6 protein-coding genes are annotated in these 13,467 nt (G+C 59.3%); 4 read left to right on the forward strand and 2 right to left on the reverse strand.

Annotation, left to right across the window (positions count from 1 at the left end; all coding sequences use genetic code 11):
* Positions 1-35: 35 nt before the first annotated feature.
* From LL253_RS00170 to rpoC, 3 genes are all read left to right on the forward strand, one after another.
* On the forward strand, positions 36-1,364 hold the full coding sequence (locus LL253_RS00170) for an aminotransferase class V-fold PLP-dependent enzyme (RefSeq protein ID WP_228226076.1): 1,329 nt from the start codon (positions 36-38) through the stop codon (positions 1,362-1,364).
* Positions 1,365-1,721: 357 nt separating this feature from the next.
* Entirely contained in the window at positions 1,722-5,885 is a 4,164-nt protein-coding gene (rpoB, locus tag LL253_RS00175) for a DNA-directed RNA polymerase subunit beta (protein ID WP_228222776.1), read from the forward strand.
* A gap of 80 nt (positions 5,886-5,965) precedes the next feature.
* Complete coding sequence (rpoC, locus tag LL253_RS00180; RefSeq protein WP_228225778.1) at positions 5,966-10,252, forward strand: DNA-directed RNA polymerase subunit beta'; 4,287 nt, start codon at positions 5,966-5,968, stop codon at positions 10,250-10,252.
* Between the two features lie 182 nt (positions 10,253-10,434).
* Here the strand turns inward: rpoC and LL253_RS00185 are convergent, their stop codons facing one another.
* Positions 10,435-11,337 (reverse strand): hypothetical protein, encoded by a 903-nt coding sequence (locus LL253_RS00185; RefSeq protein WP_228225779.1) that lies wholly within the window; start codon positions 11,335-11,337, stop codon positions 10,435-10,437.
* 83 nt (positions 11,338-11,420) lie between these two features.
* Between LL253_RS00185 and LL253_RS00190 the strand changes: the two genes are divergently transcribed.
* Positions 11,421-12,533: a glycosyltransferase 61 family protein gene (locus LL253_RS00190; RefSeq protein WP_228225780.1), complete on the forward strand. Its 1,113-nt coding sequence runs from the start codon at positions 11,421-11,423 to the stop codon at positions 12,531-12,533.
* Here the strand turns inward: LL253_RS00190 and LL253_RS00195 are convergent, their stop codons facing one another.
* Complete coding sequence (locus tag LL253_RS00195) at positions 12,534-13,457, reverse strand: hypothetical protein (RefSeq protein WP_228225781.1); 924 nt, start codon at positions 13,455-13,457, stop codon at positions 12,534-12,536.
* Between the last annotated feature and the right edge of the window lie 10 nt (positions 13,458-13,467).

Consider the following 13,467-nt stretch of genomic DNA (forward strand, 5'->3'; position numbering starts at 1 on the left):
GTTACGGTATAGCATCACGATAACGCGGGGACATGATGGTCACGAGACGGCATTTTCTGGGGGGATCAGCCGGCGCGGTTGGACTGGCCATGGGCGCGGCGGGAGTGGCGCAGAGCGCGGGCGCGGCAAAGGAGTGGCCGATCGACCCGCCCTTTCGCTTTACCGGCGACATGGATGATTTCGACGCCGCGCAGACGGCACTGGCGGCGCTCTACGACGTGCGGCGCGACTTCGCCACGTTCGACGCGGCCTATTATGGCGCGATGACCCGGCCGGTGGAGGCCGCCTATCGCGCGCGGTCACACTGGGTGAACCGCAACCATGCCCTGTTCCTTCGCGGCGGATCGCCGGGCCATCCGCGCGATGCCGAACTGGATGCGTCGCGCGCGGCGGTGGCGCGGATGCTGGGCGCGGCGACCGACGAAATCGCGCTGTCGGCCGGGGGCACGGAGGCGCTCTACGCGCTGATCGCCAATTATGCGCCGCTGCGGGCCGGGGACGCGGTCATCTATGCCGATGTCGATTATGATGAAATGCAGTTCGCCTGCGACTATCTGGCGCAAAGCCGGGGCGCGCGGCTGGTGCGGTTCGACCTGCCCGAACCGCAGACCAAGGCCAATATCCTTGCCGCCTATGACAAGATATTGCGGGATACGCCGCGTGCCAAGTTGTTGCTGCTGACCCATTTGTCGAACCGCAACGGGCTGGTGCCGCCTGTCAAGGCGATTGTCGCGATGGCCAAGGCGCGCGGCGTCGATGTGATCCTGGACAGCGCGCAGGCGGTGGGCCACATCCCCTTCACCGTCGCTGACACCGGCGCCGACTTTATCGGCTTTTCGCTTCACAAATGGCTGGCCGCGCCGCTGGGCACAGGTGGCATCTATATCGCCAGGGATCGGTTGAAGGACATCAACCCGTGGCTGGGCAACCGCATCCATGACGCCGACGATATTCGCGCGCGGATTCCGACGGGAACGGTCGATTTCGCCGCCCGGCTGACCGTGCCCGCCGCCATCGCGATGCAGGATGCGATCGACCTGGAGGCCAAGCATCGCCATCTGCTGCGCCTGCGCAATTATTGGGTGGAGCGTGTGCGCGACGTTCCGGGGCTGGAGATCATGCTGCCCGACGAACCGGGCAACTACGGCGCGGTGAGCGCATTCCGGCTGCCGGGCATGAACGGGCCGGACGACGCCAGGAAGGCGGCCAAGCTGTTCCTCGACAAATATCATTTGCTGGCGGTGGCGAAGGCGGGGCTGGCAAGCGGGCCGGTGCTGCGCGTGACGCCCGCCCTGTTCAACAGCAGCGCGGAACTGGACCGGCTGGTGGCGGCGATTATCGCGGAGCGCGGCCTGTTTGCGTGAAGCGTCGATGAAACCTGGAAAGCAATTGCGCGTTCCCCCTCTTCACAAGTCCCCTGCCCCGGACTATATGGGCGGTTCGCAAGTCGGCGAATGATGGCCCATGGGCATTATACGCCGCGCCCGGATCGCTCGGGAGCCATGATCGCGTTGCGCACGATCGGCGGCAGGAATAGGGCGGTTTCATCGGGTTACTCAGACGCTACAGTGCGGATCGGACAGTCCCGGCCCGCACTTTTTTGCGTGGGCTGAATGGAGCGAATCGCTCCCTTCCCGCCCATGGACCGGCTGAATTTTCGCTGCGATGCGGAAAAACGCGACGAACAGACGACCGCTCAGACAGGTACAGGCAGGACACGCATGGCGACCAAGGCTCTTCCCCCCATCAGCAACACCGGCGCGAAGAAGCGCATCCGCAAGGTGTTCGGCGACATCCACGAAGTGGTGCAGATGCCGAACCTGATCGAGGTTCAGAGGGAGAGCTACGAACAGTTCCTGCGGTCCGACCCCAAGATCGGCTATGTTTCGGGCCTGGAAAAGACGCTGCGCAGCGTATTCCCGATCCGCGATTTCGCCGGCACGGCCGAAATGGACTTCGTTCATTACGAACTGGAAGACCCGAAATATGACGTCGAGGAATGCCGTCAGCGCGGCATCACCTACGCCGCCCCGATGCGCGTCACGCTGCGCCTGATCGTGTTCGAAGTCGATCAGGACACCGAAACCCGCTCCGTGCTCGATATCAAGGAGCAGGACGTCTATATGGGCGACATGCCGCTGATGACGGGCAACGGCACCTTCATCGTCAACGGCACCGAGCGCGTGATCGTCAGCCAGATGCACCGGTCGCCGGGCGTCCTGTTCGACCATGATCGCGGCAAGACCCATTCGTCGGGCAAATATCTGTTCGCCGCGCGCGTCATTCCCTATCGCGGGTCGTGGCTGGACTTCGAATTCGACGCCAAGGACATCGTCAACGTCCGTATCGACCGCAAGCGCAAGCTGCCGGTGACGGCGCTGCTTTACGCGCTGGGCCTCAATGCCGAGGAAATCCTGGCGCAATTCTACAACAAGGTGGTGTTCCTGCGCGGCGAAGGCGGCTGGCAGATCCCCTATGTCGCTGAAGCGTGGCGCGGCATGAAGCCGGCCTTCGACATCGTCGACGCCAAGTCGGGCGAGGTCGTGTTCGCCGCCGGCCAGAAGATCAGCCCGCGCGCCGCCAACAAGGCGGAAAAGGACGGCCTGGAAACGCTGCTGATCCCGACCGACGAAGTCTATGGTCGCTACAGCGCCTATGACCTGATCAACGAGAGCACCGGCGAAATCTATATCGAGGCGGGTGACGAAGTCAGCCCTGAGAATCTCGAAAAGCTGGACAAGGCGGGCATTGACCGCCTGGAATTGCTGGATATCGACCATGTGTCGACCGGTCCCTGGATCCGTAACACGCTCAAAGCCGACAAGGCCGAGGATCGCGACCAGGCCCTGTCCGACATTTATCGCGTGATGCGCCCTGGCGAGCCACCGACGAAGGAAACCGCCGAAGCGCTGTTCGCCGGCCTGTTCTTCGACCCCGAACGCTATGACCTGTCGGCGGTCGGCCGCGTCAAGATGAACATGCGTCTCGACCTTGACGCCGAGGACACCGTCACCACGCTGCGGACCGAGGATATCCTGGCCGTGGTGAAGGAACTGGTGAACCTGAAGGACGGCAAGGGCGAGATTGACGATATCGACAATCTCGGCAACCGCCGCGTCCGTTCGGTCGGCGAACTGCTGGAAAACCAGTATCGCGTCGGCCTGCTGCGCATGGAGCGCGCGGTCAAGGAGCGCATGTCGAGCGTCGATGTGTCGACCGTGATGCCCAACGACCTCATCAACGCCAAGCCTGCCGTGGCCGCCGTGCGTGAGTTCTTTGGCTCTTCGCAGCTGTCGCAGTTCATGGACCAGACCAACCCGCTGTCCGAAGTTACCCACAAGCGCCGTGTGTCGGCGCTTGGGCCGGGTGGTCTGACCCGCGAGCGCGCTGGTTTCGAAGTCCGCGACGTTCACCCGACCCATTATGGCCGTATCTGCCCGATCGAAACGCCCGAAGGCCCGAACATCGGTCTGATCAACAGTCTGGCGACGTTCAGCCGCGTCAACAAATATGGCTTCATCGAAACCCCCTATCGCAAGGTGGTCGATGGCAAGGTGTCGGGCGAGGTGGTCTATCTGTCCGCCATGGAAGAGGCCAAGCACACCATCGCCCAGGCGAACGCGGAACTGACCGAGGATGGCGGCTTTGCCGAAGACCTGATCTCGGCGCGTGAAGCGGGCGAGTTCCTGATGGCGCCGCGTGATCACATCACGCTGATGGACGTCAGCCCCAAGCAGCTGGTGTCGGTCGCGGCCTCGCTCATTCCCTTCCTGGAAAACGACGACGCCAACCGCGCGTTGATGGGATCGAACATGCAGCGCCAGGCAGTGCCGCTGGTCCGCGCCGAAGCGCCTTTCGTGGGCACCGGCATGGAAGGCACGGTTGCGCGGGATTCGGGTGCGGCGATCACCGCCAAGCGCGCGGGCATCGTCGACCAGGTCGATGCGACCCGTATCGTCATCCGTGCCACCGGCGATGTCGAACCCGGCCAGTCGGGCGTCGACATCTACACGCTCCAGAAGTTCCAGCGTTCCAACCAGGACACCTGCATCAACCAGCGTCCGCTGGTGAATGTCGGCGACCTGATCGACGCGGGCGACGTCATCGCCGACGGTCCATCGACCGAGTTTGGCGAGCTGGCGCTGGGTCGCAATACGCTGGTCGCGTTCATGCCCTGGAACGGCTACAACTATGAAGACTCCATCCTGATCTCCGAGCGGATCGTGAAGGATGACGTCTTCACCTCGATCCATATCGAGGAGTTCGAGGTCATGGCCCGCGACACCAAGCTGGGGCCGGAGGACATCACCCGCGACATTCCGAACGTCGGCGAGGAAGCGCTGCGCAACCTCGACGAAGCGGGCATCGTCTATATCGGCGCTGAAGTGGAGCCGGGCGACATCCTGGTCGGCAAGATCACGCCAAAGGGCGAAAGCCCGATGACGCCGGAAGAAAAGCTGCTCCGCGCGATCTTCGGTGAAAAGGCGAGCGACGTGCGCGACACGTCGCTGCGTCTGCCGCCGGGCGTTGCCGGTACGGTCGTTGAAGTACGCGTGTTCAACCGCCACGGCATCGACAAGGACGAGCGCGCCATGGCGATCGAGCGGGAGGAAATCGACCGCCTGGCCAAGGACCGCGAGGACGAACGCGGCATCCTTAACCGCGCCACCTTCAACCGGTTGCAGGAAATGTTGCTGGGCCAGACCGCGTCTGCCGCGCCGAAGGGCGTCAAGAAGGGCGTGGTCATCGACGAAGCCCTGCTGGGCGAAGTCGAGCGTCACGAATGGTGGAAGTTTGCGGTCGAGGACGATCAGCGCCAGGCCGGCATCGAAGCCGTCAAGGCGCAATATGACGAGGCGGTGAAGCTGATCGTCGAGAAGTTCGAGGATCGCGTCGACAAGCTGCAGCGCGGCGACGAGCTGCCGCCGGGCGTGCTCAAGATGGTCAAGGTGTTCGTCGCGGTGAAGCGCAAGCTGCAACCGGGCGACAAAATGGCCGGCCGTCATGGCAACAAGGGCGTCATCAGCCGCATCCTGCCGATCGAGGACATGCCGTTCCTGGAAGATGGCACGCATGTCGACATCGTGCTCAACCCGCTGGGCGTGCCGAGCCGCATGAATGTCGGGCAGATCTTCGAGACGCATCTGGGCTGGGCCGCGCGCGGCCTGGGCGAGCAGATCAAGCATGCGCTGGAGGACTGGCGCGAGGCCAATCCGAACGCGGAAGCCGGCGCGATGCCGGACGCGGTCAAGCAGCGCCTGCTCGACGCCTATGGCGAGCAATATGTCGATCAGATCGAACGGCGCGACGCCGGGCAGATCATCGACCTGGCCGAACATCTGGGCCGCGGCGTGCCGATGGCGACGCCGGTGTTCGACGGTGCGCGGGAAGCCGACGTGTCGCGGATGCTGGAAATTGCCGGGCTGGATTCTTCGGGCCAGTCGGACCTGTATGACGGCCGCACGGGCGACAAGTTCGACCGCAAGGTGACGGTGGGCATCATCTACATGCTGAAACTGCACCACCTGGTCGACGACAAGATCCACGCGCGCTCGATCGGCCCCTACAGCCTCGTCACCCAGCAGCCGCTGGGCGGTAAGGCGCAGTTCGGTGGCCAGCGCTTCGGGGAAATGGAAGTGTGGGCGCTCCAGGCCTATGGCGCCGCCTACACGCTCCAGGAAATGCTGACGGTGAAGTCCGACGACGTGGTCGGCCGCACCAAGGTCTATGAGGCGATCGTCAAGGGCGACGACACGTTCGAGGCCGGCATTCCCGAAAGCTTCAACGTGCTCGTCAAGGAAATGCGCTCGCTGGGCCTCAACGTCGAACTCGCCGCAATGGACGAGGTCGAGGACGACGACGGCATGGCGCAGGCGGCGGAGTAAGGTTGGTCGGGGCGTTGCACGTCGCAGCGCCCTCTCCTGCTTCGCCACAGAATTTTACCCTCTAGAGGGACTGATAAAAAATGAACGAACTGACCAACTTCGCCAACCCGGTCGCCAAGCCGGAAACTTTTGACCAGATCCAGATCGGCCTTGCCTCGCCCGAGCGCATCCGCAGCTGGTCCTTTGGCGAGATCAAGAAGCCCGAAACGATCAACTATCGCACGTTCAAGCCGGAACGTGACGGCCTGTTCTGCGCGCGCATCTTTGGTCCGATCAAGGACTATGAGTGCCTGTGCGGCAAGTATAAGCGCATGAAGTATAAGGGCATCGTCTGCGAAAAGTGCGGTGTCGAAGTTACCGTGTCGAAGGTCCGCCGTGAGCGGATGGGCCATATCGAGCTGGCGGCGCCCGTCGCGCACATCTGGTTCCTGAAGTCGCTGCCCAGCCGCATCGGCCTGCTGCTCGACATGCAGCTCAAGCAGCTGGAGCGCGTCCTCTATTTCGAGAGCTACATCGTCACCGAGCCGGGCCTGACGCCGCTGGAGAAGTTCCAGCTGCTGACCGAGGACGAACTGCTCGACGCGCAGGACGAATATGGCGAAGATGCCTTCTCCGCCGGCATCGGCGCCGAGGCCGTCAAGCAGATGCTGATGGACCTTGACCTGGAAGGCGAGAAGCAGATCCTGCTTGAGGAACTGGCGACGACCAAGTCGGAGCTGAAGCCCAAGAAGATCATCAAACGTTTGAAGGTCGTCGAGAGCTTCCTGGAATCGGGCAACCGCCCCGAATGGATGATCCTGGACGTCGTGCCGGTCATCCCGCCCGAGCTGCGCCCGCTGGTTCCGCTGGACGGCGGCCGGTTCGCGACGTCGGACCTTAACGACCTCTATCGCCGCGTCATCAACCGCAACAACCGCCTCAAGCGCCTGATGGAACTGCGCGCGCCGGACATCATCGTCCGCAACGAAAAGCGCATGCTGCAGGAAGCGGTGGACGCTCTGTTCGACAATGGCCGCCGTGGCCGCGTCATCACCGGCGCGAACAAGCGTCCGCTGAAATCGCTGTCCGACATGCTCAAGGGCAAGCAGGGCCGCTTCCGCCAGAACCTGCTCGGCAAGCGCGTCGACTATTCGGGTCGTTCGGTCATCGTGACCGGCCCCGAACTCAAGCTGCACCAGTGCGGCCTGCCCAAGAAGATGGCGCTCGAGCTGTTCAAGCCCTTCATCTACGCCCGCCTCGACGCCAAGGGTCTCAGCATGACCCTCAAGCAGGCGAAGAAATGGGTCGAGAAGGAGCGCAAGGAAGTCTGGGACATCCTGGACGAGGTGATCCGCGAGCATCCCGTCATGCTGAACCGCGCGCCTACGCTGCACCGTCTTGGCATTCAGGCGTTCGAACCCGTACTGATCGAGGGTAAGGCGATCCAGCTGCACCCGCTCGTCTGCTCGGCCTTCAACGCCGACTTTGACGGCGACCAGATGGCCGTGCACGTTCCGCTGAGCCTTGAGGCGCAGCTGGAAGCGCGCGTGCTGATGATGTCGACCAACAACATCCTTTCGCCCGCAAACGGCAAGCCGATCATCGTTCCCTCGCAGGACATGGTGCTGGGCATCTATTATCTGTCGATGGAGCGTGAAGGCGAGCCGGGCGAAGGCATGCTGCTGGCTGACATGCAGGAAGTCCACCAGGCGCTCTACGCCAAGGCGGTGACGCTGCATTCCAAGATCATCAGCCGCGTTCCGCAGACGGACGAGGATGGCAATCAATATATGAAGCGGTATGAGACCACGCCCGGTCGCATGCTGCTGGGCGAATGCCTGCCCAAGTCGCATCGCGTGCCCTTCGACGTCGTCAACCGCCTCCTCACCAAGAAGGAAATCGGCGACGTTATCGATCAGGTCTATCGTCACACCGGCCAGAAGGACACGGTGCTGTTCGCCGACGCCATCATGGCGCTGGGCTTCCGCCACGCGTTCCAGGCCGGCATCAGCTTCGGCAAGGACGACATGGTCATCCCCGACAGCAAGGTGACGATGGTCGACGAGACCAAGGCGCTGGTGGCCGATTATGAGCAGCAATATCAGGACGGCCTGATCACCCAGCAGGAAAAGTACAACAAGGTGATCGACGCCTGGTCGCGTTGCGGTGATCAGGTCGCCAACGCCATGATGGACGAGATCAAGGCCCAGCCCAAGGACCCCAAGACGGGCCGGATGGCGCCGATCAACTCGATCTACATGATGGCGCATTCCGGTGCGCGTGGCAGCCAGGCGCAGATGAAGCAGCTGGCGGGCATGCGCGGCCTGATGGCCAAGCCGTCGGGCGAGATCATCGAAACGCCGATCATCTCCAACTTCAAGGAGGGTCTGACCGTCCTTGAATATTTCAACTCCACCCATGGCGCCCGCAAGGGTCTGGCCGACACCGCGCTCAAGACGGCGAATTCGGGCTATCTGACCCGCCGTCTGGTCGACGTCAGCCAGGACTGCACTGTCGTCGAGGAGGATTGCGGCACCGAAAAGGCGCTGGAGATGAAGGCGATCGTCCAGGGCGGCAGCGTCATCGCATCGCTGGGTGAGCGCATCCTGGGCCGCACCACGGCCGAGGATATCGTCGATACCAAGGACAATAGCGTGGTGATCCCGATCGGCACGCTGCTGGACGAAGCCATGATCGCGCAGATCGAGGCGATCGGCACGCAGGCGGTGAAGATCCGCTCGCCCCTGATCTGCGAAAGCAAGATGGGTGTGTGCGCCAAATGCTACGGCCGTGACCTGGCCCGTGGTACGCCGGTCAATATCGGTGAAGCTGTCGGCGTCATCGCGGCGCAGTCCATCGGTGAACCGGGCACGCAGCTCACCATGCGGACCTTCCACATCGGCGGCGCGGCGAACTTCAACGAAACGTCGAACCTGGAAAGCGTGGCGGACGGCACGATCGAGCTGCGCGACATGCCGACCATCACCGACAAGAATGGCCGTCGCCTGAGCCTCGCCCGCAACGGCGAGATCGCGATCATCGACAGCGAGGGCCGCGAGCGCGCGACCCATCGCCTGCCCTATGGCGCGACCATCCTGTTCGAAAATGGCGCCGCGGTGGCCAAGGGCGACCGGATTGCCGAATGGGATCCGTTCACCATGCCGGTCATCACCGAAAAGCCGGGCATCGTGAAGTATCAGGACCTGATCGACGGCAAGACGCTGACCGAACAGACCGACGAAGCGACGGGCATCGCCCAGCGCGTCGTCACCGAACATCGCGGATCGGCCCGGTCGAAGGAGGATCTGCGTCCACGCCTGACCCTGCTCGACGACCAGTCGGGGGAAGCGGCTCGCTACATGCTGGCGATCGGCGCGACCCTGTCGGTCGACGATGGGGCGCAGGTGCAGGCCGGTGACGTGCTGGCGCGTGTCAGCCGCGAAGCGGCCAAGACCCGCGACATCACGGGCGGTCTGCCGCGCGTGGCGGAGCTGTTCGAAGCGCGCAAGCCCAAGGACAACGCCATCATCGCCAAGGTGTCGGGCCGCGTCCAGTTCCTCAAGGATTACAAGGCGAAGCGCAAGATCGCCATCAATCCCGAGGATGGCGGCGAGCCGGTCGAATATCTGATCCCCAAGAGCAAGGTGATCGACGTTCAGGAAGGCGACTATGTCAAGCGCGGCGACAACCTGATCGGTGGTTCGCCCGACCCGCATGACATTCTGGAAGTGCTCGGCATCGAGCCGCTGGCCGAATATCTGGTCGCGGAAATCCAGGAAGTCTATCGCTTGCAGGGCGTGAAGATCAACGACAAGCATATCGAGACGATCGTTCGTCAGATGCTGCAAAAGGTCGAGATCACCGTGTCGGGCGATACCACCTTGCTGGTGGGCGAGCAGGTCGATCGCGAGGAAATGGACGAAGTGAACGCCAAGCTGGGCGCTGGCATGCAGCCGGCCGAAGGCAAGCCGGTGCTGCTGGGCATCACCAAGGCGTCGCTGCAGACCCGCTCCTTCATCTCGGCCGCGTCCTTCCAGGAAACCACCCGCGTCCTCACCGAAGCGGCGGTCCAGGGGAAGAAGGACACGCTCGTGGGCCTCAAGGAAAACGTGATCGTCGGCCGCCTGATCCCAGCGGGCACGGGCGCTGGCATGAACCGGATGCGGGTTGCCGCCTCGTCGCGTGACGCGGCGCTGCGGGCCGCGCTGCGGGCGTCGAACGAAGCCCATCTGATCGCGCCCAAGACCGCTGCCGAGGAACATGCCGCCGAACTGGCGCAGGGCCCCGAAGCGGCGATCGGCAATGATCCGCTGGCGATGGTCGAAGGGGAAGCCCACGGCACCGACGCGGATGCGGGCGATTACCTGCAGCAGAGCGACGAGGGCTGAGCCCTTTGAAAAGGACGGAGCCGCACCCTATCTAGAGTGAGGCTCCCAGGCCCCCGCGCCGTCACAGGCGCAAAAAGAGCCCGCCGATGCAGCGATGCGCCGGCGGGCTTTTCTTATGTGCTTCAGTCGACTGTCAGCGGTCGAGCCGCTCATCGTTTAACTATCACAACCCGACATTCAAATTATTTGGGTCGGAATACTTTAACATCGTCAAAGTAAACCGTCTGTCGGCCACTCTTATCTGGGGTTCGATAAATTCCAAGATCAATCCCAACCGTATCCGAAGAGCCATATTTTTTTGGAGAGAAGCCAATAGGACCATTGTAGTTGACCTTTTGTTCTCCATTAAGCCGAAACCTGATATTCCCCTGTGGCTGATCGTTCCCGCCTTTCAACGCGAAGGACAGACCAAATCTATACCACTCTCCTATTTTCATTTTCCCACGATAGAGGACGGTCTTATCTCGACGATCGTAATATCTAAATTTGTTGGCGCCGGGATATCTTACGGATAACACAAATTCCTGATACTCAGAACTCTTGTCGGCTCTTCTGCTCTTCGGAACCATATTGAGAGATATAATCGGTCCAGCAGGGACATAGTCCATCTTTGCCGATCGGGATTTATCTGGAAGGGTCTGAGACACTTGAAAATGGAGCAGGTTATGAATTGGCGTGGAATAACCTGCACCTAACTTCATAGCGAAACTTACATTGGTTACGCGGCCGTCGTTAATCCGGATAATGCCATTCTGCCCTCCAGGCACCTTTTTGTGATGCGACCAAATATTGAATAAGATTTTGTTTTTCTTCGAGTTTGGGGCTGAAGGCGCCATCGAAAGCCGAAGACACTTTGGGGGTGAATAGCACCCCGATGAGGATATCCGCGGAGCGCCGTCCAGTATCGTCCCGGGATCGATAGTAGCATTAATAGAGCCTCCCGGAGTAATGACCTTCGGAAGTTTCCGCCCCTCGACTTTTGCGCCATCATCGAAATTCAGCAGCCTCTCAGCCGACGGTTGCTGAGCCAGAGCCAAAGTCTGACATGAACCAGCGGCGAGGCCAATTGCAAACATGCGCAACATTCAACGTCTCCTTCGCAAGGAGAACGCGGAAATGTAAGAGATTATCCATTGCTGCACTTGCAAGCAGATCATATGTCAAAAAAATGCAGGCATCAGTTCGTCCATTGTCAATCCAAACAGCCAAGAGCAGCTGTGTTCATCCCTATCACTTTGAAAAGGGCAAATTTATTGGCGGATTTGCCTCTGAGGACGTACTTGAAAATGCGCGAATGCCTGGAATCCCCAGTCCCAGGGACATTCCACTAACAGATCCGCCCCGACCCAACCGTCGCTATGAAGGGCGCTATCTTTTCGCCGGCCCGCTATGGAACCACTTTGGTCACGTTTTGGTCGATTGCATACACCGCCTATGGGCGCTGTTGGAAAAACCAGACCGATATGAAGCCATCGTGTTCGCCAATGTCCAAAACTTGCGGGCTCGCAGCGTCCCCCAAATCCCTTCTTTTGTCCCTCATCTGCTAGACCTTATGGGGCTCCCCGCAATACCCATAATCTTCGTCGATGAGGCTACTGAATTTGAAATACTGGATATCCCAGAGCTTGGGAGCATTTATAAAATTGGGTTATCTCCAGGGTATCGACCCTACTTAGAACGCTATCAAGAGGCCATAACTAAGAGGACCGCGCTCTTTCGTGAAAAGACGCCCACCAGAATTTTTTATGGCCGCGGACATGCGCTGCGCGATGGGGGCGTCATCGGCTCCTCATATTTCGAAAAATCACTAAAACATGCGGGCTTTTTATCTTGCGTGCCAGAAGACCTAAGTCTCCGTCTACAATTTGCTTATCTTCTTCAAGCTGAAGAAATCATTTTTGAAGAAGGAAGTTCAATCCATCTAACTGAGTTACTACATGAAGTTAAAGCGAATGTCCGGATACTTCCTCGACGTCCTAATCCTCACGTTTTCCGGACAGCTTTAACTCCGAGATGTTCAGTCTATCAGGTATTGGCAAAGCCAAACAATATCATCCAACTTCCCGACCGTAATGGGAATATGTCTCCTGCATCACTGACATTCTATAAAGATCATGAGGCAGTGTATAATGAACTTTCCAAGATTTTTGATTTGCCAGATTTCGACAAATCGCTCTATGAGACTTTAGAACTTCGGGATTTAAAAGCCGCCCCTGTAAAAAGCCCGACCATATTGAAACAGAGGTTAAATATGATCCGAAATTATCGAGAAGAGACTTGATTAAATTCTCATCAATTTTGGCAGCATAGATTGCGCGATAATCCTTAACTGATCGACATTGAGTGAAATCTGAGGTTCGCATCCTATTGGCAACTCGTGCTCCAGTCGGAGCGCTTGGCTATTTGGGATAAGACTATTGATCTCATCGACAGTTTTTTGGGTGCGGCTTACAAACTCTGCCCAACACTGTTGTGATGGCTTAATTGCATCCGCTTTCAAATCGGGCAATTGCTCACAAACGATGTCCGAAAACAAATCTCCTGATTTGCCGAAAACTTTATTTACCTCCTGCTGAAAAACAAGCTCTGCGTACGTGAGAGATCTGTTTACTACAGGGTAGGGAACCGAATACACTTCGTCTGAATTGAGCCACCGTGCTAAGACGCGCGACACCTCTTTCTTACAATTGGAATAATTATATACGGACAGAGTAATCTCAGGATGTTGAAGTATCTTCTTTATAAAGACTTCAACGCTCCTGAAAAAATTAAAATGCTCGATATATTCATCCATCGCACCAGCATAGCCACTGCGTTTAACAGCCTGCTGATACGAAGAGGAAAGCATCTCATCCGGGTTACGGACAAAAAAAAGCACATTGATGCCTTCGTAATGCTCCGACAATGCCGTGATATTTTTCCGATTCAGCCAATTCTTTTCCAGCGCAAATAAAAATTCGGAGCTATACAAGGTCGAAGATGAATAATCTCCACGTGTCACATGCGACACGCTCCCTGGATTTTTCAAGAAAATGGACCCGTTGCCGGAGGATATTTTCCCTTCGGCGGACCGGTCACTATTTAAAACCGGATACAGAATGGAGAGATCTTGCTTCAACTTGTCGCGATGCGTGGACAATATGGACTGAATATAGCTGCTGCCGGTTTTTCCATGCCCAACATGCAGAAACAATTCTCTTTTCATTGACCCCCGA

Origin of the sequence: Sphingobium soli, assembly GCF_020782245.1 — a bacterium.
Classification (GTDB): domain Bacteria; phylum Pseudomonadota; class Alphaproteobacteria; order Sphingomonadales; family Sphingomonadaceae; genus Sphingobium; species Sphingobium soli.